This window comes from Alphaproteobacteria bacterium (genome assembly GCA_016699735.1).
GTDB lineage: Bacteria > Pseudomonadota > Alphaproteobacteria > Micavibrionales > Micavibrionaceae > JAGNKE01.
In genome coordinates this window covers 674,620-698,425 of sequence record CP065008.1, presented here as the reverse complement: position 1 = coordinate 698,425, position 23,806 = coordinate 674,620, and the positions used below count along the sequence as shown (strand labels likewise).

Below are 23,806 nucleotides of genomic sequence, written 5' to 3'. Positions count from 1 at the left end.
AAAAGTCAGTCTTGTGCCAAAGTTTCAAATATGACCGGCTCGAACAGGCCGCTGTCTTTTCTGGCCGGAGAGGCCATGTGTGAGAAATACAAGGTCCGGTTGCGCGGATCGATAAAGTCGACGGGGGCTATTGTCTGGGCGTTCCGGTAATCCAAAATTGTCAGAACGTGCTTTGTGTCGCCGGAGAGCAGAAAATCCGCGTCGGCGGCCTCCGCCAGGGCGAAGAATTTATTGTCGTCGGGATCGGGGGATATCTGCGGCTTTGTCGTCGGCTCAAGAAAGGTGGCGCTGGCCTTGATCTTATCCAATAAACCCTGCGCCGCGTCGGGCGAGAAGTAGCGGGCGAATTTCGGACGCGCAAGAACTTCTTCCAATTCCGCAAAGGTTTCGGGGCTTTGATAAAGATGGTGGCGGCCATGCGCGTATCTTACTGCTTGCGCCACCGCCGTGTCGCTTCTCGAAGCCATCAGATAGCTGACGTATACGTTCGTGTCGATCACGACCTTTTTAGGCATCGCCTGATTTCTCCTTCGTCAAGGAGGCGTCTTTGGCGGCGCGCTTTTCAGCGTAATACTCTTCGAGGATTTCTGTGGCTATTTCGGGCGTGAGGCCGTTCTTAAGGGCTTCCTCGCGCAACCGATCAAGGGCTTCGATCACTTCAAGCCCTTTGCGCTCGCGCTCCGCTTCAGTCAAAGCAGGGGCATTCCGAGCGGTTTTTCCCTCAAAACCGGATTTCATATCACCCTTTTCGTTATCGTCGTTCATGGCCCGCCTGTTTTTTAAGTGCTTACGTTATCATAATCTGTTTTAAAAGACACGAAAACCACTTTATTTTCAGGCGCTTCGCGTGTTAGAAACAACGCATGTCGCAGGAAATCAAGAGTTTAAAGACCGAAATCGCCAATCAAATCGTTGCCGCCAATGATCTCAAGGCGCTGGATGACGTCCGGGTGACGGTTCTTGGTAAAAAGGGCAGCATCACCGCCCTGATGAAGAGTTTGGGCCAGATGGACCCGGAGGAGCGCAAAACGAAGGGGCAGGAACTCAATGCCCTCAAGGATGAGATCGCCGCTCTGATCGAACGTCAGGAGGCCGCGCTCAAGCGGCAGGCTCTGGATGAGCGGCTGGCTTCGGAGACGCTTGACGTGACGCTGTCGCCCCGACCTTCTGTTCAGGGTCATATCCATCCGATCAGCCAGACAATCGAGGAACTGACCGCCATTTTTGCCGATATGGGTTTCGCCGTTGCCGAAGGGCCGGACATCGAGGATGATTACCACAATTTCACAGCTCTGAATTTTCCCCCGGGCCATCCGGCGCGCGAGATGCAGGATACGTTCTTCCTGCCCGATGATCCCGAGGAAAAGGGCGAATACGCCAAGAAGCTTTTGCGGACGCATACGTCTTCGGTTCAGATCCGGCATATGCAGTCGCACAAGCCGCCGCACAAAATCATCTGTTTCGGGCGGACGTACCGTTCGGATTACGATATGACGCACACGCCGATGTTCCACCAGATGGAAGGGCTGCTGATCGATAAGGATATCCATATGGGCCACCTGAAAGGTTGCCTGATGGATTTCGTGCGGGCGTTTTTTGAGATTGATAATCTTCCCGTGCGGCTTCGTCCCAGCTTTTTTCCTTTCGTTGAGCCCGGCGCGGAAATGGATATTGCCTGCTCCCGCAAGGGCGGGGGTTTGCGGCTGGGCGGAAATGCAGACGGGTCGGTTGACGGCTGGATGGAAATTCTGGGTTGCGGGATGGTGCATCCTAACGTGCTGAAGAATTGCGGGATCGACCCGGACCAGTATCAGGGTTTCGCGTTCGGTATGGGGATCGAGCGTATGGCGATGCTCAAATACGGGATTCCTGATCTGCGGACCTTTTTCGAGAGCGATGTGCGCTGGCTGCGGCATTACGGATTCGATCCGCTGGATCGACCCAATAACGCGACGGGCGTTCAAAAACCCTCATGAACCAGATCAAGTTCAGGCCGCTGGCTTATCCCGATTTCGCCGAATGGCTGCCGCTCTGGGATGCCAATAATCTCGGTCAGCGCGATGACGCCGTTACGCAGGAAACATGGCGGCGTATTCTGGCCGAGGACGAGCCGGTTTACGGGATTTGCGCGGAGCAGAACGGCAAGATTCTGGGTATCGCGCATTATATTCTTCATCCTACCACGGGCCATCTGAGGCCTGTGTGTTACCTTCAGGATGTTTTTGTTTTGCCGGAACAGCGCGGACGCGGAATCGGGCGCAGGTTGGTCGAGGACGTCATCCGGCGCGGGACACACGAGGGCTGGGCGCGGATGTACTGGCTGACGCCTGAAGATAATAAAAGTGCCAAGGCTCTGTATAAGAACCTTGGCATTAAACTTGATTTCGCTTTTTATGTGTTACCGATCAGTTAGGTCCAGACTGGTTGGTAACGCGATGGAGTTGCAGTATTAGAAGCGAGAGTCGTCTGAACTTCTGCGGCCGGAAGTTCAGTTGACAATCTTGTAGTGATCAAACCTGGATCAGGGTTAGACAGGCCGTTAAAGTAACCTGGCGCAGAGGTATTGCCAATCGTTACCAGACGAGCATCTTGGTTGACAGATATTGCGCCGCCTCCTGATGGATTAGCAACGTCATACGCCACTCCTCCGGGTTGCTCTGCTAGAGTGGGAGGGGTTGTGGCCGCTGCTGACGCCGGCGGCGGTGGAGTGATTGCCGCAGGTGCAGGAGTTTGTCCAGTAGTTGAAGCCGTCTGTGGCGTTGCCCCGGCAGTGGTCGTCGGAGCGTTCGGATTAGCCGTAGCAGGCTTGTTACCAGCAAATAAAGTATCCAAGTTTACCTTCTTTCCGCCGCTGAAAGCCGACAACATAGATTCTAGAAACTGCTTAAAAGGTTTCATAAAATCGCTGTTAAGCATATCAGAAAAGGAAAAGTTTGCGCCTGTAGTCGGTGTACTTCCTGCAGCGGCGGTTGCAGGCTGAGCCGCCGGGGTTGTTGCCAGCATGAGCTGGGACAGGTCTTGTCTTCGTTTGACAATTTCTTCTGCAAATTTATCCGAATTGCCGTTAGCGATCGTCATAGCGCCGCGAAACTGGTTAGCAATACCCTCATTCAAAGCACCAGATTGCTGAATTAAGCTTAGAGAAGCTGCGGCCTGATTTGGCCCACCTGTTTTTTGTAAAAGATCTTCGTATGCCCGCTTTGCGGCCTGTCTCAGGTCGGCATCGCTTACACTTCCATTCGCCAGATCGTTGTCCAATCTGCCCATCGCGGCATCAGCTAAGGACGGCTTCTCTGGCTCGGTAGCAGGAGCTGTCTGTTGAGGTGCGTCTGCTTCCTGGAGTACTGCTGGTGCTTCTATTTCTGCCATAATCTATTCCCCTCTATTTTTTTGATCGCACCTAAAAAGTACAACCCGTCATGTGATTCCATTGTTTTTTGAACCTAAAAAATCATAGCACAGGACCGCTTTTATACGCAAACATATCTTAATTTGCACTAATGCCTTGGAAAATTACGTTTTTTGGGCTTAGATAGGTTCCCGATTCAACGCTAAAGAAACCGCGAAAAGCGCATAAAAAGGGCAGATTTCATGAAATTCACAGTTTCCTGGCTTAAAAGGCACCTCGAAACGCAGGCCGACGGGCCAAGCCTCTGCGATAAACTCACCGCTATCGGGCTGGAAGTCGAGAGTTTTGAGGACAAGGCCGCCCTATACGCCCCTTTTAAGGTCGCCTATGTCGAATCGGCGGAGCCGCATCCCGATGCCGACAAGCTGCGCGTCTGTATGGTTCGGACGGAAAAGGGCACTTTGCAGGTCGTCTGCGGCGCGCCGAATGCCCGGACCGGCATGAAGGGCATTTTCGCGCCCGAAGGCACCTACATCCCTGGTTTGGATGTAACCCTCAAAAAAACCAAAATCCGGGGGGTCGAATCTAACGGGATGCTGGTTTCGGAGCGGGAAATGTGCCTTTCAGAGGAGCATCAGGGGATTATTGAGGTCGATGCAAAATACGAGGTCGGTACGCCGATGGCCGAAGTGTTCGGCCTTCAGGACCAGCTTATCGAGATCGGGCTGACGCCCAACCGGGTGGATTGTTCGGGCGTGCGCGGGATTGCGCGTGATCTTGCCGCGGCGGGCGTCGGAACTCTGAAGGTGATTGATGAGAGTCCGGTCAAGGGCACGTTTGATTCGCCGATCCGCGTGAAAATCGAGGATACGGATGGATGTCCCCTCTTCTTGGGACGACTGTTCCGCAACATCAAAAACGGCCCCTCGCCGCAATCGCTGCAGAATATGCTTAAATCCGTCGGCTTAAGACCTATTTCGGCTTTGGTGGATATCACCAACCTGATGACCCTTGAATATGCGCGGCCTTTGCACGTGTTTGACGCAGACAAGTTGAAAGGCGATATCGTGGTTCGCAAGACCGAAGAGGGCGAAAGCCTCGATGCGCTGAATGACAAGAGCTATACCGTGCCGGAGGGGTTGGTCGGCATTACCGATGGCAGCGGATTGATCGGCCTGGGCGGGATCGTCGGCGGCGTATCCACGGGTTGCGATGAGCGGACGGTCAATGTGTTTCTCGAAGGTGCGTATTTCAAACCGATGCGGATTGCACGCGCCGGACGCGCTCTGCAGGTTGAGAGCGACGCGCGTTACCGTTTCGAGCGCGGCGCGGACCCGGAATTTACGCGGGCGGGCATCGAGATTGCCACGCGGCTGATTCTTGAGTTGTGCGGAACGGATAAGACCGAAGTGAGTCATGTCGTCACCGCCGGAGCGGTGCCTTCGTGGAAACGAACGATTTCGCACGAACCCGCTCTGGTTAAAAAACTGTGCGGCGTTGATGTGCCTACGGAAAAGCAGGTGAATATCCTTGAGAATTTGGGGTTTTCAGTAACCAAAGAGGGAACGGGATTTTCCGTGCAGCCGCCCTCGTGGCGCGGGGATATCGAAGGCGCGGCGGATCTGTGCGAGGAGGTCGTGCGTATTCAAGGGTTCGAGAATATCGAAGCGGTCTCCGTGCGGAGTGCGGGTGCGGTGACGGCCCCGGCGGAAACTGTGACGCTGAATCGCGTGCGGCGGGCGCGGGCGGCAATGACGGTGCGCGGGCTTGAGGAGTGCGTGACGTGGTCGTTTCTGCCCAAAAGCCGCGCGAAAGTTTTCGGATCGAACGATAATCCGGCGCTGACGCTGGCCAATCCGATTTCCTCCGAACTGGATCAGATGCGCCCTTCCCTGCTGCCCAATCTGATCGAGGCGGCGGGGCGCAATGCGGACCGCGGTTTTACAGATATCGGGCTGTGCGAAGTCGGTCCGGCGTTCAAAACGCAGAAGGTCGGCGGGCAGGATATGGTGGCTGCGGGCGTGCGGATCGGCGCAAAAGGTCCGAGTCATTGGGCCTCGGCGGAGGAAGGCCGCGCCGTTGATCTTTACGATGCGAAGGCGGACGCTCTGGCCGTTTTGTCTGCCTGCGGCGGTCCGGCCGACAGCGCGCGGGTGACACGCGAGGCGCCATCCTATTATCATCCGGGGCGTTCGGGTGCGCTGACCCTCGGCAAAAATGCGCTTGCTTATTTTGGCGAGATTCATCCCGCCGTGCTGGATGAGATGGGTATCAAGAATACGACCGTCGTCGGGTTTGAGGTGTTCGTCGAGAAAATTCCTGCTCCGCGCAAGAAGGACGGCACGGGTAAGCCGTTGCTGAAACTCTCTCCTTTCCAGCCCGTATCCCGGGATTTCGCGTTCGTCGTGGATGCGAAGGTGGAGGCCGATACGCTGGTGCGGGCGGCGCTTTCCGCCGACAAGGCGCTGATTACCGAGGCGCGGGTGTTTGACGTCTATACCGGAAAAGGCGTCGATCCCGGCAAGAAATCCATCGCGCTGGCGGTCACGATTCAGCCCGCCGAGAAGACGCTCACCGATGCCGAGATCGAAGCCGTCTCGCAAAAAATTATCGACGCCGTCGCGGAAAAGGCCGGCGGTGTCCTGCGTGGATGACGACATTTTTCTCCGCGCTCTTCATCCCGAAGATTTCCGCAATTTCCGCCGGTTACGGCTGAAGTCTCTGGCTGAGAATAAGGGTCATTTCTGCTCAAATCTTGAGCAATCAACCGCCTATCCGGATTCGCACTGGCAGATCAAACTGAACGGCGAGGGCAAGCAGGTGTTCGGTCTTTTTGCAGGAGAGAGGCTGATCGGGCTGAGCGGAATTTTCACGTGGCGGGAAGACCCCACGGGGCAGACGGGCGTTTTGGCGATGAGCTATATCGAGCCCGCCTATCGCTGCCATCATTATTCGGCGTGGTTTTATGAAGCGCGGCTGTGGTTTGCTGCCGCGCATCTTCCGTGGAATCGGCTAACGGTTTCGCACCGGGCAGGAAACGAGGCTTCGCGGCGGGCGATCGTGCGGCACGGTTTTCTTTTGGATAGTACGCGCCAGACGCTCTGGAGCGACGGGTCGCAGGATACGGAAATCCGGTATATGATGGACCTTGATGCGCTACGGGTCAGGCAGACCAACTAAAGCCGGAGATTTTTATGACAGAGGTTTATCTGCGCCCTCTTGTTCCCGATGACTCGGATATTTTCCGGAGCCTGCGGCTGCGGGCGCTTTCGAAGCATCCGGGGTTTTATTCCGGCACGCTTGCGGACGCCGAGTCCCGCCCGCCCGAAGAATGGCGGGAGATGCTGGATGGGTCAGGCAAGCAGGTTTCAGGGTTGTTTGACGAGAACAAATTGATCGGGATTACGGCCGTCTTCACCTGCCGCGACGATCCCTCGGGGCGGACGGGCGTTTTTGCCATGAGTTTTATCGCGCCCGAATATCGCGGGCGGGGGTATGCCGACCTCTATTACAAGGCGCGGATGGATTTCGGGATGAAGCATTTGCCGTGGACGCGGCTTTCCGTTTCCCACCGGGCGGATAACGAGCCCTCAAAGCGGGCGATCCTGCGGCATGGGTTTACGCTTATCGGGCAGGTGGAAAAAGACTGGCCGGACGGGCAGAGAATGGAGGAGTTTATGTATGAGATGGATTTGGCGAGGTTGAGAAAAAAGATATAAGTTGCAAGAATGATTCAGAAATCAATTTTGAAATTAATACTTTTAATCCTGATCCTGCCGATTTGCTCCTGCGGCTATTTACCGCAGAGCGATTCTAAAGCCCAGAAGGCCCAATGGGATAAGAAATATGACGGCTACCGTTTTTCGCCGTTTGCTTCGCAAGACGAAGACCGCGAAGCCTTTCGGCGGATGTTTCCGCAGGGAACGTCGCGGGCTTATGTGGAGCATATTCTGATTGATAAAGCGGGGGCGCGGATCGGCAGAGATGGGTCGAATGATGACCGCGATAGATTATATTTTCTTGTTTCATATGTCGAACCACGCACCTTGTTTCGCGGAGAAAAAGGGTCTTGGAGACATCTTTTTTATTATGACATGGCCGGAAAAGTGTTGAATATTAAGCCTTTTGGTGAAAGAGACTTATACGATACACCACTTACATGCAGTTTATCTCAACACCCTCTCAGTGGGTGTTGATTACCTCTTCTCCAATTCCTGCCTGACCACATCCTTGCGGGAGAGTTTGCCGATCATGGTTTTGGGCAATGGTTTATCCCGGAATTCATAGAGCTTGGGGATTTCCATGGGGGAGATTTTATCCTTGAGAAATTCCTTCAGGTCGTCGGGGGCGAGTTCGCGGCCCTCTTTAGGCTTGATCCAGATTTTCACGATCTCGCCGCGTTTTTCATCCGGCAGGCCGGCGACGATACATTCCTCGACGTTCGGGTGTTTGTAGACCGCCTCCTCCACGTTCCTGGGGTAGACTTTATAGCCGTTGGTGATGATCATGTCCTTCAGCCGATCAACGATGTAGGTGTAGCCCTGCGCGTCCATGACCGCGATGTCGCCCGTATGCAGGCGCCTATCGCCCTCCCCGGTCGGCCTAAGAACATCCGCCGTGGCCTCGGGTTTGTTCCAGTAGCCCTTCATGACCTGCGGCCCGCGGATGCAGAGTTCGCCGCGCTCACCGAGCGGCATGGGGGTTTTCTTATCGGCGGGGTCGATGATTTCGATGATGGTTGCGGGTACGGGCAGGCCGATGGACCCGGCAAGGTTTTCGCCCTGCACGGGGTTAACGGTTGCCACAGGGGAGGATTCCGAAAGTCCGTAGCCCTCGATGACCACGCAGCCGGTTTTTTGCTCGAAGGTCTTTTTGACCTCCACGGGCAGAGGCGCACCGCCCGAGAGGCAGACCTTGAGCGATGAAAGATCGTATTGGTCCGTCAAATGAGAATGGTTGATGGCGTTATAGATCGCCGGAACCGCCGGGAAAAAACGCGGTTTCTTTTTATGAATGATTTTGAGCGTCTCCTTCAATTCAAAACGCGGCAGGGCGATAATTTCCAGACCCCGCGCCACGCTGAAATTCATCACCGCCGTCATGGCGAAGACATGGAAGAAGGGCAGAACGCCGAGCATTTTAGCGGGGGTATCGTCGATGACGTAAAACCATGACAGGCACTGCATGGTGTTGGCATAAACATTTTCATGCGTGAGCATCGCGCCCTTGGGCGTTCCGGTCGTGCCCCCCGTGTACTGTATGACGGCGAGGTCGTTGCGGGGATCGATGGGCGGAATCTCCGGCTTGCCGTCATTCTCCAACAGAGTGTCATACCAGAGTATGCGCGGCGAACTTTCTACCCTCGCAATCTCTTTGGCCTTGAATGTCCTGAACAAAATATTCTTTGGAAAGGGAAGAGTCTGCGCGAAACTGCCGAGGATCAGCTTTTTGAGCCGCGTTTCGTGAAGCATCCTGTGCATTTTTTCATAAAGCATCCGCAGATCGACGGAGATCACGATCTCGACCTGACTGTCCTCGATCAGGGTTTTCAGTTCCTCCTCCGCGTAGAGAGGATTGAGATTCACAACACACGCCCCGGCCAGGAGTACGCCGTAATACGAGACAACATAATAGGGTGAGTTCGGCAGAAACAAGCCGATGTGATCGCCCTTCTTCACGCCCTGTGCCTGCAAACCCCTGGCGAATTTGCGCGCCATCTCCCAGAGCGTGTTCCAGTCATATTTTTTTCCAAGATGGTCGAGCGCGGGTCGCCCGCCGTAGTTCGCAGCAGCGGACTCCAGCAGCGTGTAGAGAGGTTTTGGCTGGATTTGATCGTGCCAATTCACATCCTGTGGATAAGATTTCAACCACGGCCAATTTTTCTGAGGCATATGTACTTCCTGTTTTTCTTTATTTTACCATATGTTAGCAAGCTTCAGAAGCGATCCTTTGAAATCAATTTAATATCTCCTGAAAAATGTCTGGGAAAAGTCCGGTGTTGATTCTGGATTTGAATATAAAATTCGGGCAGTATTGATTCTGGGTTTCGCACTCGTTTTTCTGCGTGTTTTTGTCATTTGTTTTTTTATTTAAGGCGTTTCTGCTTTGCACACTCGACTTGATCAGATTCAACCGGAAGAAAACCTTTCGACCGTCAGGATGCATCTCAAGTGGTTCAACGGCACGAAGGGGTTCGGCTTTGTGGTTCCCGAAGAGGGGAATTACGATGCGTTTTTGCATATAACCACTCTGCAGAAGGCTGGCGTTTATTCGATTGGAGAGGGAGCGGTTTTGCTCTGCCGGGTTTTTGCCGGACCGAAAGGGCATCAGGTCAGGGAAGTCCTTGAAGTTATCAGTAAGGGTGCCGTTTCGACCATGCCCGAAGAAGACGAGGAAACCGGCACGGTTTCGATGGGCGGTCTGGTCAAGTGGTACAAGCCCGAGAAAGGTTTCGGCTTCATTATCCCCGATGACGGGATGAAGGATATTTTTATCCATAAATCCTTGCTGGAAACTCTGGGTGTCGATGAACTTCAGGCCGGACAGCGGGTCCGGGTCACGCTTAAATCGGTCTCCAAGGGGCGCGAGGCCGTCGATCTTCAGATTATCGGGTGATTTACCCTGATATAAAAAAGCAAAGGCCTGTTTTCACAGGCCTTTTTTATCAGAGCGCTTCACAGATCAATGATCCGTCGCTGCGGACGCCGACCACATATTGTTTGGGCGGTCCGGCCGGGCAGGTTCCGGTAAAGCTGGTCCCCGAGGGAACCACCTCGAAGGCGCAGATCGGCGCTCCATTTTCGATTCCCGTCATGGCGTAGCCGGCTGGGCATTTCATGCCGTCGCCGTTAGCGATTTCACCGGCGATGACCGCGGTGTCAAAACATCCCGCCCCGGTCGAAACGTTGCAGAAGCGCTGTGCCAGCGCGTTCGCGGCCTGAATATCGCCCTGCACGTCCAGCCTTTGCACCGGATCGGTTACTCCTACGCCGACGTTACCGATATTTACGTTATAGACGTGCACTGGGTTGACCGGAGAGGGTGCCCAGAGATCGGTTGCAGCCCAGGTTTCATAGGCCGTCATGTCGTCGTTGAAAGCATCGCCCATCAATTCGTTTTTCAGGGCGCTGATAAAGACCGAGTCCGAATTGCAGTTTTCGTATTCGATACTCGCCTGGCTTGTTATGCCCGGATACATCGGGTCGTAAACCGCCGGTACGGTTGCCGGGTCGCAACTGTCTCCGACTAGGTTGCCCATCGCGTTATAAGCTCCGCGCCCGTTTTCCCCAAGGGAAACGACCGCATAATGCGCGCTGTCCACGGGATCGACCAGGGGGCGGCCAAATTCATCGTTGACGGTGATGGCGCCAAGGTTGTTGTTATATGTGGTCTGATCGGTCATGGATTCCGTGACGGCATAGACAAATTTATTACGCCAGGCGTCCAGCGTTTGGGTTCCCGGAAAATCGATATCCACGGGCATCATATCGACGCCGTCGCTCGGATCGAGGTCGGACGGGTCTGCTATCATATCCCTGAGCACGTTCCTTATCGGGAAAGCACCGACCAGAACGGTCTGGGGGTCGTCTGTACCGTCACCGTTGGTGTCGATCGCCCGGTCTGAAAGCACTCTGCATAACTGGCCCCAGCAGGTTCCGACGGCTATATTGGGGACAGCCACTCCCGCCACGTTACGCCCCGGGCACATTTCAATACCGTAGTTGGCGTGGGTTGTCGGCAAGCTTGGGTCAGTCGGACACGGATAGCGGCTCCGGTCCGTATAAAATTCGGCAATCGCCGTTTTTACAAGCTGGATGTTGTCGAAACTGGTGTCGTCTTTCGACTGCTTTAAATAAAGGGAATAAAACTGCGCCAATCCGGCAATAATCAATCCCATAATCGAAATGACGATGGCCATTTCAAGAAGGCTGAAACCCCGTTCATGAGACAGAGTTTGGCGGTGCAGGTTTTCGTTTTTCATGATTTTGCCTCGAATGTATGGATCATGTTATTTCTTAAAATTACTCACAGGTACACATGTTGTATTTGAGGTAGTTGGGGTCGCCGTACTCGAAGCAGCCCGAAGTTCCGGTGCCGCAGGTGCATTCCGCTCCTGCTCTCGGTACGGCGGGCTGGGTGACCACCTGAACGGGCGTCCCGATCGGGTTCCAGGTACAAACGGTGGGCGGCGGAGTGGAGCAATCATCGAAGATTTGCACCCATGTATCGTTCCAGTAACCCGTGGTTCCACTGGTGCAGGTAAAGGTATCCTGCTCGGTGATCGTGCCGATCTGCGGCGCAGGGCAAGAGACCACGCGCGTCCGGGTCTTGGACGCGTTGCAGGTACAGCCGCCGTAATCGTAGACCCAACCATCCCAGGTCGCGCTCGGGCAGCTCAGATGGTTGGTCCGGCTGTAGGTGCCGTCCAGGCCACCGGTGCAGGCCAGATTGGTCTCCGAGACGTTTTGCTCCACGCACGCGCAGGGAGTCGGGTTGGTTGAATCGTCCATCCAGCCCGAAGATACCAGATTGCCAGACACATCGCAGGTGTAATGGTTGACCTCACGGTCCACACCCTCGTTATACCCCGCCCCGCAGGCGAGATCGCGGTAATCGTCATAGCCGACGCAGGTGCAGTCCGTTCCAAAGGCATTATCATAGACGATCGGTCCCCATATGCCGGACGGGCATTGCATGGTCTGCGTGTAAGGCCGCGTTCCGGTATAGCCCAGACCGCAACCACCGACTCCTGTCGTCGTCTGGGCCGGATCGCAGGTGCAGACGCCGGTGACCCAGTTCGGGTTGATTTCCCAGCGGATAACGCCGCTGATATTTTTACATTCGTATCTTTCCAAGCGTGAAGCACCGGCGGAGAGAATGTACTGGGCGCCGATGGTTGCCATGGGGAGCGTCTGGGTTGCGCCGCAAATCGTTCGGTCTTCAGGGTCACAAATTCCCGGAGGATCGGAACATTTTAATGTGCCGTTCGTATCCATGCCGGTCATGACCTGACCCGCCGGGCAGCGCAGCTCGGTGACCGGGAGCGCACTCGCACAATCCGGCGCGGCGTTGGTTATTCCTTCCATAAATTGTCCTGGCGGGCATTCCATGCCGCCGCCATCGGCAATCAAGCCGCCGATCACGTCCGGCATGAAACAATCATTCCCGTTCTGGTCGCAGATCTGCTGCGCCCGGTAATCGCTCACCGCCCGGATCACCCCGTTCACCGCCATCGAGTCGTCCGGCAATACGCCGGAGGTGATCTTGATGTTCACCCCCACACGCCCGTCCTGACGCAGAATAATATCCGCAGGATCGGCCTCCGCCACCTCCCACAGGGAATCGTCTGTCCCTGAATAATAAGCCAGTTGGTCGTCAAAATGGCTGATATCGTTCGGGCTCTGCCGCGCAATATGAACATATTTGGCCTCTGCGCCGCTGATATCGCAGTTGTCCTTCTCAATGTCGCCGCCTACCGGACACGCCTGAACCATCGCCCCCTCACGGCTGTACGCTCCTGCGCCGTCATCGCCGTGGCTGAGGATCACGAACAATCCAGAATCCGCCACCTCAAGCAACGATTGCGGCGTCGCCTGCGTGTCCACTATCGATATCCCCCCGTGCTGCGGGTTAAACGTATCCTGAACCGCCAGACGCTGCGTCACCGCATAATCCAAACGATACCCGTTCCCGTCATACGCATAATCCTCTGGCAAATTCAAATCACGAAACGGCACAGACCCCCGAACCACCAGAGGACGCGTCTCCGCCACACTGTCCCCGTCCGTGTCCACCATCCGCGCACTCTGCTCCACAAAATATCCGTCCGCAAACGTCCCCGCAGACGCATTGTCCGCCGGCGCCTCGTCCCCCGGCGTCACGCCATCCCGCGCCAGACCGTTCGCATTGCAGTCCCCCTCGCGCCCGTAATCCGGCGTCCCCCGGACCGCCGTCAAAGACGCCGGACACGGATAACGCCCAAAACGTGCACGGAAATCACTCACCGCCCGGCTCGTCAACGAAATGCTCGAGCCCGTCGCCACCACCTTGTTATGCACCATGTAATTATCGTACAGCTTCAATCCCGCTATCAGCGCTATCCCGAAAATCATCATCACAATCGACATCTCAATCAAGGTAAAACCAGATTGATGATTTTTTTTGTTATGCCTTATCATGGTCATGGCTTTCACCTTCTGCCGTTACTCACAGGTACACATGTTGTATTTGAGGTAGTTGGGGTCGCCGTACTCGAAGCAGCCCGAGGTTCCGGTGCCGCAGGTGCATTCCGCTCCTGCTCTTGGCACGGCGGGCTGGGTGACCACCTGAACGGGCGTCCCGATCGGGTTCCAGGTACAAACGGTGGGCGGAGGGGTTGAGCAATCGTCGAAGATTTGTACCCAGGTATCGTTCCAGTAGCCCGTGGTCCCGCTGGTGCAGGTAAAGGTATCCTGTTCGGTGATCGTGCCGATCTGCGGCGCCGGGCAGGAGACCACGCGGGTGCGGGTCTTGGACGCGTCGCAGGTACAGCCGCTGTAATCGTAGACCCAACCATCCCAGGTTGCGCCCGGGCAGCTCAGATGGTTGGTCCGGCTGTAGCTGCCGTCCAGACCGCCCGTGCAGGCCAGATTCGTCTCGGACACATTCTGCTCCACGCACGCGCAGGGGGTGGGGTTCGAGGGGTCATCCGCCCATCCTGTGGTGACCAGGTTATTGGACCCTCCGCAGGTATAGACTCTGATCTCGCGGTCCACACCGCTATTGTAGCCTGAGGCGCACGCGTTATCCCTTGACTGTGTGTATCCGGTGCAGGTGCAGTCCGAGTTAAAGGGGTTGGTGTAAACCCAAGCACTCCAAGTTCCTGCCGGACATACGCGTGTTCTTGTGCGTGGCCGTGTTCCGGTGTAGCCGTTGCCGCATCCTGCCGTGCCGCTCTGTGTTTGCGCGGGATCGCAGGTGCAGACGCCGGTGGTCCAGTTCGGGTTAGTTTCCCAGCGGACAACGCCGCTGATATTTTTACATTGATAGCGCTCCTGTCTGGAGCTTCCCCCCGTCAAAATATGCTGGGTGCTCAGTATTGCGGACGGTAAAGTCTGGGTTGCGCCGCAAATCGTTTTGTTTGCCGGATCGCACATGGATGGCGGATCGGAGCATTTGAGGGTGCCGTTGGTGTCCATACCGATCATGATCTGACCCGCAGGGCAGCGCAGTTCGCTTACGGCCGGGATATTTACACATTCCGGAGCGGCGGTATCGATGCCTTGCATATATTGCCCCGGCGGGCATTCCATGCCGCCGCCGTCGGCAATCAAGCCGCCGATCACGTCCGGCATGAAACAATCATTCCCGTTCTGGTCGCAGATCTGCTGCGCCCGGTAATCGCTCGTGGCCCGGATTACCCCGTTCACCGCCAGTGAATCCTCAGGCAATACGCCGGAGGTGATCTTGATGTTCACGCCCACACGCCCGTCCTGGCGCAGAATGATATCCGCAGAATCGGCCTCCGCCACCTCCCACAGGGAATCGTCCGTTCCCGTATAATAGGCCAGCTGGTCGTCAAAATGGCTGGTATTCGTTTGTGAATCACGGCTGATATGCGTGTACCTCGCCTCCGCGCTGCTCACATCGCAGTTGTCCTTCTCGATGTCGCTGCCCGTGGGACAGGTTTCCACCCTTTGCCCTTCGCGCGTATAGGCTCCTGCGCCGTCATCGCCGTGGCTGAGGATCACGAACAATCCAGAATCCGCCACCTCAAGCAGAGACTGCGGCGTTGCCTGCGTGTCCACTATCGATATCCCCCCGTGCTGCGGGTTAAACGTATCCTGAACCGCCAATCTCTGCGTCACCGCATAATCCAAACGATACCCGTTCCCGTCATACGCATAATCCTCAGGCAAATTCAAATCCCGGAACGGAACAGACCCCCGAACCACCAAAGGACGCGTCTCCGCCACGCTGTCCCCGTCCGTGTCCACCATCCGCGCACTCTGCTCCACAAAATATCCGTCCGCAAACGTCCCCGCTGCCGCATTGTCCGCCGGCGCCTCGTCCCCCGGCGTCACGCCATCCCGCGCCAAACCGTTCGCATTGCAATCCCCCTCGCGCCCGTAATCCGGCGTCCCCCGGACCGCCGTCAACGACGCCGGACACGGATAACGCCCAAAACGCGCACGGAAATCACTCACCGCCCGACTCGTCAACGAAATACTCGAGCCCGTCGCCACCACCTTGTTATGCACCATGTAATTATCGTACAGCTTCAATCCCGCGATCAGCGCTATCCCGAAAATCATCATCACGATCGACATCTCTATCAACGTAAAACCCGATTGAGAGTTTCTGCTCTTGCAAATATAGTCTTTATGGATGGCCATAGGTCTGCCTCTTTATCTCTTCGCTTTAACTGACCGGTTCGCAGATGACATTGCCGGAACCGTCAATTCCCGTGACATATTCCCCGCTTGAACACTCGCCGCTGATGCTTCCTGCAGGCAATTCCACCTCGCAAACCCCATCGTTGAGCTCTATACCGGCCATCGGGCTGCCGCTGCAGCTCATGCCGCTGCCGCCGATCACCTGCGCTTCCATGCAGTTGTTGCCCGTTTCGTCACAATATCCGGTCGTTCGGGTCAGGCTTGCCGCACGGATGTTGCCGTTCACGTCCACCGCGAATTGCGGGTCGGCCGTGCCGATGCCCAAATTGCCACCGAAACTGGTGAAGACGTCTTCCTGAACGCCGGAATAGTTCCAGGTGCCGCCTGAGGGCAGGCCGTCCTGGAAGTAGAAGATATCATCGTAATAATCGTAGCCCTGCTGCGTTGAATAGGCTTCGGAGTCCCAGGTGAACTCGTAATCATTGTCGCAGTTTTCTATTTCATTGTAATCCTTGCCGGCTGCCGCCACTTCAGCTGCGGTAAAAACGCCGTTGTCGCAGTTTTCACCAATCCGGATTCCCTCAATCGAATAGGAACCCCGTCCGTTTTGCCCGTGAGAGAAATAGACGAAGTGGGCTGTCCCCTGGCCGTTTTGATGTTTGGGGTTCGCGTTCGGATTTGCCGGATCCCCGAAACTCAAGGGCGTCGAGCCGTCGGCCTTCCAGACCATGATGGCGCCGCGGGTGGGGATGAAGGTCGCGGAATCCGTCATCGTTTCGGTCACCGCATAGGTGAACCTGTGTTTCCAGCCGTCCAACGCCTCGTTATAGGGTACGCCCAAGGTCACATAGGGGATGTTGCCGATCAGTACGCCATCGTCCGCGCTATCGCCATCGGCATCGCGTCCGGAGACACGGCAGTACCCGGTCACGCAGCTTTCCATGACCATCGCGGCCATAATTGTGGTATCGCCGTCCATATCCCTGCCGGGGCATTGTTCAATGCCGTGCAAAGGATCGCCCACCGCGAGCTCGGGAATGGCGGGGCAAGGATAGCGGTCATGCAACTCATAAAATTCCGTGATGGCGTTCTGGATCGTCGAACCTGCGGCATACGTCTTGGAGGTGTTCCGCTCTTTGACATATAGATTATAGGCCTCAAGCATTGGACCGGCGATGATCCCCACGATCAAAAGCAGAAGGGCCGTTTCCAGAAGTGAAAAACCTTTTTCGTTTGTCATTGCTTGCACCACTTGGTTCGTAAAACTCTACTTTGTCGTAAAATTATTAAAAAAATAGATATTCCCTAGGGCCATGGTAGCACCCGAAATATGAAAAATTATTTAAAATTTTATAGAAATCCCTTGTTTTTGGACGGCACGGAGGGTGCCCAAGGATTTGACTTCGGGGTGTAATTTAGCACTAACTCATTATTTTCAAAAGATTTTTATGTGCTCAAAAAAACAAAATGAGTGTATAATTTTGGCTTTCGGGATAAATTTTCAGCTTAACGAAGCCTAAAGATAGAAAGCAGGGTGTCGCTTCCCTGCTTTGCTCTTAGACCTTTAAAATAACTTACCTGCCGAATGAGTTTGGTCAACCTGCAGCTTTTTGACCTTCCTCGTCATACGCCTTTAGGTTATCGGCGGGTACAGCCTGTACCAAAGTCATTGCATTTTCCGCCTGAAGGATCTTATTCCTTGTCGCCGCCTGATAGGCCGTCTTGGCGTGATCGCAACAGTAGGGCAGGCCAAGAATGACCTCCTCCCCGCAAAAGCCAAAGCTCTCATCGTGCGGATCGCCGACAGGCCAGCGGCACATCCGGGGCTTAAGATCAAGGAGGCTGAAGAGTGAATCCGCCTCCCTTTCCTTTTTCACCTCGACTGGCTTGACCGGCGGCAAAACCATCACGGGTTTTTCGAACTTCCTCTCGGCGGGTTTGGACACTGCGGGCTTTTTGTTGTTCTGCTGGATCGGGGAGACACGGTTGGAGAGCTTGAGGCGATGCGCCTTGCCAATCACAGCGTTGCGCGTAACCCCTCCTAACTCTTTTGCTATTTCTGCTGCCGTGCGGCCTTCGCTCCAGAGTCGTTTTAGCAGGGATACGCGTTCGTCGGTCCAACTCATGAAATCCTCCACACTAATTCAATAAAACCAGCCAGCGTTCCGGCGCTGACCTTCAATAAAATACTTATGTGCTCAAGAAGGTTTCACTCTATCAGTCCGGTTTGGGCAATGCCATGTGAAATTTTTAAAAAAATTCTTTTTCCACATACCATAATTTTTTACCGCCTCTTACCCCGCAGAATCCAAGCCCATGCGCGTGAAATACGCCGGACGCTCCGTCCATTTTTCCAGCACGCTGACATGAATTTTCAGATGCACGTCTGTCTCCAGGATTTTTTTCAGTTCCTCGCGGGCGGCGCTGCCGATTTCCTTAATTTTGCTGCCCCCCTTGCCGAGGACGATTGCCTTCTGCGTTTCGCGCTCCACGAAGACCGTCTGGCTGATCTTAATGCTTTTGTTGTCAAACTCCTCCCAAGCCTCCGTCTCGACGAAGATCGCGTAAGGGAGTTCCTCGTGAAGCTGCTGGAAGATTTTCTCGCGGGTGATTTCGGCGGCCAGCATCCGCATGGGCATATCGCTCATCTGATCCTCCGGAAAGAGCCATACACCTTCGGGCAGGTTTGCGGCCAGATATTTCCTGATATCCTCAACACCGGAATCCTTAATGGCCGAGATCATAAAGGTGTCCTTATAAGGGAAGGCCGCGTTCATCTGCGCGGTGAGGTCCAGCAAGCGGTGCTTGGCGATGATATCGATTTTGTTCAAGACCAGCACCGCGGGCGCTTTATTCTTCAGCATTTCGCGGATTGCAGCATTGTCCTCCAGGGGGTTTTTTCTGGATACATCCACAATATGAAGGATCAGGTCGCCCTCCTCCATTCCGCTGACGGCGGTGCGAACCATGGCTCTCTCCAACGCACGCTTCGGGGCGAAGAGGCCGGGGGTATCCACCAAGGCGATCTGTGTGGAACCTTCGGTCAGGATGCCTAAAATGCGGGTACGGGTGGTCTGGACCTTCTGGCTGACGATCGAGACCTTGGCGCCAACCAGCGCATTGACCAGCGTTGATTTTCCCGCGTTCGGCAGGCCGATCACGCTGACAAAACCGCACCGGGTTCCGGGTTCCTGGGTCACTTTTTCTCCCTGATGTTTTGAGAAATAAATTTGAGGGCTGCTTCTTTTTCGGCGTCCTGACGGGAACGACCTTCGGCTCTTGCTGGCTTAAAACCCTCAATGTGCAATTCGATCTCAAAAGACGGGGCGTGGTCGGGACCGCTTTGCCTGACGATTTCATAAAGCGGCAGCGGCAAACCCCTCCCCTGCGCCCATTCCTGCACTTCGGTTTTCGGATGCATGGGCGGGCGGATCATCACATCCAGCACTCCGCTCCAGTGATTTGTAATCAGTTTGCGGCACGGCTCCAGACCGCCGTCCAGATAGAGTGCGCCTAACAGCGCCTCGTAGACGTCGGAGAGGATATTGTCGTTGGCCTTTCCTCCGGCTGCTTTTTCCGCCTCGGACAGGATGATGAAGTCGGCCAAGTTTATTTTGGCCGATATCTGCGCGATCGTCGCCCCCTGAACCAGAGGCGCCAGACGTCGGCCCAGATCGCCTTCGGATTCTTCGGGAAACCTGTGATAAATCAGTTCGGCCATGATGAGGCCAAGAACACGGTCGCCCAGAAACTCCAAGCGCTCGTAGTTACTTTTCTTTTTGGCGCTGGAATGGGTAAGAGAAAGTTTGAGAAGCTGTTCGTCCTTGAACGTATACCCGATCAGCGTCTGAAGCTCTGCGGCCGGGCGGGTCATGTCTCAGCCTTCGGATTTCTTTCCGTCTGCTGGCAGGGCGTGAGCCTCCCCCGGTGCCGCAGCGGGACGGACGGGATCAAGGTCCATGAAGAGCCTCTCGTAGCGGATCGTCCAAGGCCACTTCCAGAATTCAAACAGAGCGGCAAACTGGTTGGTCGAGAAGAACAAGAAGTCGGCCCGGCCTACAAAATATTCAAAAGGAACGTAGCCTGCCATTTCCTGTACGCGGCTGTCCTGCGAATTGTCGCGGTTATCGCCCATCATAAAATAATGATCCTCGGGGACGGTATATTCCTCCGTATCATCGTACGTTTTATCATCGCCCTCTTCATAGATGGTGTGCACAACGCCGCCAGGAAGGGTTTCGAGATATTCGTATGTCTTGACCATACCTTCCGCTGGTCCTTTGTCTTCGTCGAAGACGCGGACAAATTGCCGCGGGACGATCTCGCCGTTGATATAGAGTCGACCTTTTTTAACCTGGATCCGCTCTCCTGGCAGGCCGACAAGGCGTTTAATCAAATTGATGCCGGCCTTAGGCAGGGCGAAGACGATAATATCGCCGCGCTGCGGCTCCTTGCCCCACATACGCCCCTCGATCGGTGCGAGGCCGAAGGGGAAGGAATGGCGGCTATACCCGTAAGAGGGTTTATAAACAAAAAGATAATCGCCGACCAGAAGCGTCGGCTTCATGGACGTGGAGGGAATATTGAACGGCTCAAATAAAAAGGTGCGGATCAGAAGAGCGATAACAACCGCCAGAAGAGCGGTTTTTGCCAACTCCCCCAGTTCCCCCTTTTCGATCAGGACGGGTTTCTTTTCTTCGGCCTTTCCGGCCTCGCTTTTTTGCTCGTTTTCAGACATCGTGTATCGGTTTACCTGATCCAGACCTTAATTTCCAGTGCGGATTTTCACTACAGCGCCTCGATGATCACGAAGGCCTGCGCGAAGGGCGGCTCATCGCTCAGGCTCAGATGCAAGACCGGGCGCTTTCCTTCGGGGATCAGGCTTTTCAGGTGTTCAAGCGCCCCTCCCGTCAGTTCGAGAAACGGGCGTCCGGACTCATCCTCGATCACTCCGATATCCCGTGGGTAAACCTCTCCTGAAAACCCGGTTCCCAGCGCCTTGGCGCAAGCCTCCTTGGCGGCAAAGCGCTTGGCAAAGACGGGGCCATGCAGGCCTGCACCGCGCCGGATATCCGCCCGCGCGCGTTCGGTGTGGGTAAAGCAACGCTCCTCGAAGCGCGTGCCGTGGCGTTTGAGTACTTTTTCAATGCGGCGGATATCCACCAGATCGTTGCCAATTCCGATGATCATGCGGGCACTTTATCGCAAACGGGTGTTGCCATGAAGCGGAAAAACGCATAATCCTGAGAGGTCTTAGTTCTGGAGAATGCCATGAATATCCTCGAACACATCGCCGTTGTGCCCGATTTTCCGAAGCCGGGGATTAATTTTTACGATATTCAATCCCTCCTTAGGAACCCTGCGCTCTGGGACAGTATCGCCGAAAGACTGGCTCAAAAGGCGCAATCCGCAAAGCCGGATATCATTCTTGGAATTGAATCCCGCGGGTTTTTGACGGGTTTGTCGGTGGCCCAGAGTCTCTCGCTTCCCTTTGCCATGGTCCGAAAGAAAGGCAAGCTTCCCGGCGCGGTTATCCGGCAGGATTACGCTCTGGAGTATGGCACCGATACAATCGAAATCCAGCAAGGGATGATCGAACAGGGGATGAAGGTCGTGATCGCCGACGATCTTCTGGCCACAGGCGGAACGATGCGGGCGACCGGAGACCTTGCGACAAAAATCGGGGGAACGGTGGCTTTGGGGCTTTGCATCATCGAACTGCATGAACTGAACGGCCGTGGAAAGCTTGACTTCCCTTTTGCCGAGTTGGTTCAGGCGCCGCTCGATCCCTTCTCCGCCGGAATTGCACGCGCCGTCTGATTTTTCAGATTCCCTAACGCCCGCGGGCGCGATCGACATTCACAATAACGGGCGTGGCCCGCAGCGCGGCGATGATGTTATTGAGGTGCTTGATATCCTTGACGCAGATATCAAGGGTGACATCCCAAAATTCCGTACTGCGGTTCGTGACCTTGAAGTTGGTGATATCCCCGCCGTTTCTGGCGATGACGGTGGTGAAAGAGGCAATCGCGCCGGGTTCGTTGGCGTGGGTGATTTCCAGGCGGCCCACGTGCACTTCCGGCGCCCCCGGGCTATTGTCGCCCCAGGACACATCCAGCCAGCGCTCGGGGGTATCAGCGAAGGTCTCGAGAGTCTCGCAATCGATGGTATGGATCGTTACACCCTTTCCTGTCGTGACGATGCCGACGATGCGGTCGCCGGGGACCGGGTGACAGCAGCGGGCAAAGTGCATCGCCATACCGGGGATCAGACCCTTGATCGGCATGGGCTGGTCGGCACTAAGCGTCTTGACACGGATCGTTGTGTCCATGTCCTCGGCAGGGCGGCGCACGATCTCCGTCTTGTGGGCGGGGAAAATGGCCTTGAAGACGTCGCGGGCCACGAGAATGCCCGAGCCTGTCGCGGCGTAGACATCGTCGCTGCTGTCCATGCGGAACTGCTTGAGAACGCTTGTTACGGCTTTTTCGGTAAATTCGTATCCTTCCTGCCGGAAAACTTTTTGGATCATGGCCTTGCCGAGGGTGATAAATTCGTCGCGTTGCTCGTTGCGGATGAAGCGGCGGATATGGGAGCGGGCCTTACCCGTCACCACAAACCTTTCCCATGTCGGGGATGGTTTCTGGGCCGCGGCGGTGATGATCTCCACCTGATCGCCGTTAGCGAGCTTGGTGTTCAGAGGCGCGATGCGCCCGTTAATCTTGGCGCCGACGCAACGGTTGCCGATGTCGGAATGGATCGCGTAGGCGAAATCGATTGGCGTTGCGCCATTGGGCATTTCGATCAGGTCGCCTTTGGGCGAAAAGACGTAGACCTGATCCTGAAACAGCTCCAGCTTGGTGTTTTCCCAGAAATCCTCAGGTTTCTGCTCCTGCTCCAGAATATCCAGAAGGTCGCGGAGCCAACGGTATTTCTTGACGTCCTTAATATCGGCTTTTGCACCAGCCTTATAACTCCAGTGCGCGGCCACGCCGTATTCGGCTTCGCTGTGCATCTCTTGAGTCCGTATCTGCACTTCAATGCGCTGACGCTTCGGGCCCATGATGGTGGTGTGGATCGAGCGGTAGCCGTTGGGCTTTGGCGTCGAGATATAATCCTTGAAGCGGCCGGGAACGCTGTGATAGCGGCTGTGCAAAACACCCAGAACCTGATAGCACTGCTCGGCCGAGTCCACGATGACGCGAAAGGCCATGATGTCGGAAAGCTGCTCGAACGTGACGTTCTTGCGCTGCATTTTTTTCCAGATGGAATAGCGGGTTTTTTCGCGCCCTATGATTTCCGCGTCTATCCCCGATTCTTTCAGACTGGTTTTAAGCTCGGCGATGATTTCCTCATCCACCGCACCGCCTTCGCTGCGTAAAAACCCGAGGCGGTTGGTGATGCTCTCCCGCGCCTCCGGGTTCATCTGCTCGAAACAGAGATCCTCAAGTTCCTCCTTGATGCGGTGCATCCCCACACGCTCGGCCAAGGGGGCATATATTTCAAGAGTTTCCAGAGCGATGCGTCTGCGCTTGTCGAGCTTTTCTATGCCCTCTATCGTCCGCATATTGTGGAGGCGGTCGGCGAGTTTGACCAGAAGAACACGGATATCTTCGGACATTGCCAGAAGCAGCTTACGGAAATTTTCCGCCTGCTTGCCTTCGAGCGTCTGGCTTTCGATCCGTGTCAGTTTACTGACGCCGTTCACGAGATCGGCCACTTCCTTGCCGAAATTCTTGGTGAGGTCTTCGTAGGTGGCCTTGGTATCCTCCAGCGTGTCATGCAGGATCGCCGTTGTTACCGTTGTAGAATCCATCCGCATATCAGCCAGGATTTGTGCGACCGCCAAAGGATGAAGGTAATAGGGCTCGCCGGAGGCGCGTGTCTGGCCCTCGTGCATTTTCTTGGCGTATTCGTAGGCTTTATCCAGCGCAACGCCATCCGCGTTGGGGTCGTGGCCCTTGAGGGTTGTCAGGAGTTCGGCGAAGGGCTGCATGGACGGCAGTTGACTGACCTGGCTGGATTGCATCTTTTTTTTCTTTCAACCCTGACCGTAGCACGAAACCGCTAAGAAATCATTTGCAAA

Annotated in this window: 22 protein-coding genes; 8 read left to right on the top strand and 14 right to left on the bottom strand. The window is 55.3% G+C overall.

Annotated features, from left to right (window positions below):
* Positions 1–5 precede the first annotated feature (5 nt).
* Positions 6–515: a putative toxin-antitoxin system toxin component, PIN family gene (locus IPN28_03415; protein ID QQS57883.1), complete on the bottom strand. Its 510-nt coding sequence runs from the start codon at positions 513–515 to the stop codon at positions 6–8.
* Positions 508–765, bottom strand: a complete 258-nt coding sequence (locus IPN28_03410; protein ID QQS57882.1) for a hypothetical protein — start codon at positions 763–765, stop codon at positions 508–510. The genes IPN28_03415 and IPN28_03410 overlap by 8 nt, the downstream gene beginning before the upstream one ends.
* A 98-nt stretch (positions 766–863) precedes the next feature.
* Here IPN28_03410 and pheS point away from each other — a divergent pair, with 98 nt between their 5' ends.
* A complete protein-coding gene (pheS, locus tag IPN28_03405) occupies positions 864–1,976 on the top strand; it encodes a phenylalanine--tRNA ligase subunit alpha (protein QQS57881.1) in 1,113 nt (370 codons plus the stop codon).
* Complete coding sequence (locus IPN28_03400; GenBank protein QQS57880.1) at positions 1,973–2,413, top strand: GNAT family N-acetyltransferase; 441 nt, start codon at positions 1,973–1,975, stop codon at positions 2,411–2,413. Before pheS ends, IPN28_03400 begins: the two co-directional genes overlap by 4 nt.
* On the opposite strand, the gene IPN28_03395 is transcribed toward IPN28_03400, so the two are convergent.
* The gene (locus tag IPN28_03395) at positions 2,410–3,369 is read right to left on the bottom strand and encodes a hypothetical protein (protein ID QQS57879.1); all 960 of its coding nucleotides are present in this window, start codon (positions 3,367–3,369) and stop codon (positions 2,410–2,412) included. The two genes, IPN28_03400 and IPN28_03395, sit on opposite strands and share 4 nt — an antisense overlap.
* 222 nt (positions 3,370–3,591) lie before the next feature.
* Between IPN28_03395 and IPN28_03390 the strand changes: the two genes are divergently transcribed.
* The 4 genes from IPN28_03390 to IPN28_03375 are packed head-to-tail and all read left to right on the top strand — an operon-like array spanning position 3,592 to position 7,545.
* Positions 3,592–6,003, top strand: coding sequence for a phenylalanine--tRNA ligase subunit beta (locus tag IPN28_03390; protein QQS57878.1), 2,412 nt, complete (start codon positions 3,592–3,594; stop codon positions 6,001–6,003).
* Positions 5,996–6,529: a GNAT family N-acetyltransferase gene (locus IPN28_03385; GenBank protein ID QQS57877.1), complete on the top strand. Its 534-nt coding sequence runs from the start codon at positions 5,996–5,998 to the stop codon at positions 6,527–6,529. The genes IPN28_03390 and IPN28_03385 overlap by 8 nt, the downstream gene beginning before the upstream one ends.
* A gap of 14 nt (positions 6,530–6,543) precedes the next feature.
* Positions 6,544–7,068, top strand: coding sequence for a GNAT family N-acetyltransferase (locus IPN28_03380; protein ID QQS57876.1), 525 nt, complete (start codon positions 6,544–6,546; stop codon positions 7,066–7,068).
* A gap of 9 nt (positions 7,069–7,077) precedes the next feature.
* A complete protein-coding gene (locus IPN28_03375; protein ID QQS57875.1) occupies positions 7,078–7,545 on the top strand; it encodes a hypothetical protein in 468 nt (155 codons plus the stop codon).
* On the opposite strand, the gene IPN28_03370 is transcribed toward IPN28_03375, so the two are convergent.
* Positions 7,546–9,240: a long-chain fatty acid--CoA ligase gene (locus tag IPN28_03370; protein ID QQS57874.1), complete on the bottom strand. Its 1,695-nt coding sequence runs from the start codon at positions 9,238–9,240 to the stop codon at positions 7,546–7,548.
* A 268-nt stretch (positions 9,241–9,508) separates the two neighbouring features.
* Here IPN28_03370 and IPN28_03365 point away from each other — a divergent pair, with 268 nt between their 5' ends.
* The gene (locus IPN28_03365) at positions 9,509–9,964 is read left to right on the top strand and encodes a cold shock domain-containing protein (protein QQS58522.1); all 456 of its coding nucleotides are present in this window, start codon (positions 9,509–9,511) and stop codon (positions 9,962–9,964) included.
* A 49-nt stretch (positions 9,965–10,013) separates the two neighbouring features.
* On the opposite strand, the gene IPN28_03360 is transcribed toward IPN28_03365, so the two are convergent.
* The 9 genes from IPN28_03360 to IPN28_03320 form a co-directional block, all read right to left on the bottom strand.
* Positions 10,014–11,330, bottom strand: a complete 1,317-nt coding sequence (locus IPN28_03360; protein ID QQS57873.1) for a type II secretion system protein — start codon at positions 11,328–11,330, stop codon at positions 10,014–10,016.
* A 40-nt stretch (positions 11,331–11,370) separates the two neighbouring features.
* On the bottom strand, positions 11,371–13,533 hold the full coding sequence (locus IPN28_03355) for a prepilin-type N-terminal cleavage/methylation domain-containing protein (GenBank protein QQS57872.1): 2,163 nt from the start codon (positions 13,531–13,533) through the stop codon (positions 11,371–11,373).
* An 18-nt stretch (positions 13,534–13,551) separates the two neighbouring features.
* Positions 13,552–15,723, bottom strand: coding sequence for a prepilin-type N-terminal cleavage/methylation domain-containing protein (locus IPN28_03350; GenBank protein QQS57871.1), 2,172 nt, complete (start codon positions 15,721–15,723; stop codon positions 13,552–13,554).
* 25 nt (positions 15,724–15,748) lie between these two features.
* The gene (locus IPN28_03345; protein ID QQS57870.1) at positions 15,749–16,963 is read right to left on the bottom strand and encodes a hypothetical protein; all 1,215 of its coding nucleotides are present in this window, start codon (positions 16,961–16,963) and stop codon (positions 15,749–15,751) included.
* Positions 16,964–17,318: 355 nt separating this feature from the next.
* Positions 17,319–17,849, bottom strand: a complete 531-nt coding sequence (locus IPN28_03340) for a gcrA cell cycle regulator family protein (GenBank protein QQS57869.1) — start codon at positions 17,847–17,849, stop codon at positions 17,319–17,321.
* 168 nt (positions 17,850–18,017) lie between these two features.
* On the bottom strand, positions 18,018–18,923 hold the full coding sequence (gene era / locus IPN28_03335) for a GTPase Era (protein ID QQS57868.1): 906 nt from the start codon (positions 18,921–18,923) through the stop codon (positions 18,018–18,020).
* Positions 18,920–19,597 carry a ribonuclease III gene (rnc, locus tag IPN28_03330; GenBank protein ID QQS57867.1) on the bottom strand — a complete coding sequence of 226 codons (678 nt, stop codon included), beginning with the start codon at positions 19,595–19,597 and terminating at the stop codon, positions 18,920–18,922. The genes era and rnc overlap by 4 nt, the downstream gene beginning before the upstream one ends.
* Positions 19,598–19,600: 3 nt before the next feature.
* Positions 19,601–20,461: a signal peptidase I gene (gene lepB, locus IPN28_03325; protein ID QQS57866.1), complete on the bottom strand. Its 861-nt coding sequence runs from the start codon at positions 20,459–20,461 to the stop codon at positions 19,601–19,603.
* A 50-nt stretch (positions 20,462–20,511) separates the two neighbouring features.
* On the bottom strand, positions 20,512–20,913 hold the full coding sequence (locus IPN28_03320; GenBank protein QQS57865.1) for a holo-ACP synthase: 402 nt from the start codon (positions 20,911–20,913) through the stop codon (positions 20,512–20,514).
* 81 nt (positions 20,914–20,994) lie between these two features.
* Between IPN28_03320 and IPN28_03315 the strand changes: the two genes are divergently transcribed.
* Complete coding sequence (locus IPN28_03315; protein QQS57864.1) at positions 20,995–21,543, top strand: adenine phosphoribosyltransferase; 549 nt, start codon at positions 20,995–20,997, stop codon at positions 21,541–21,543.
* A 13-nt stretch (positions 21,544–21,556) separates the two neighbouring features.
* Here IPN28_03315 and IPN28_03310 read toward each other — a convergent pair whose 3' ends face one another.
* Positions 21,557–23,716, bottom strand: a complete 2,160-nt coding sequence (locus IPN28_03310; protein ID QQS58521.1) for a bifunctional (p)ppGpp synthetase/guanosine-3',5'-bis(diphosphate) 3'-pyrophosphohydrolase — start codon at positions 23,714–23,716, stop codon at positions 21,557–21,559.
* Between the last annotated feature and the right edge of the window lie 90 nt (positions 23,717–23,806).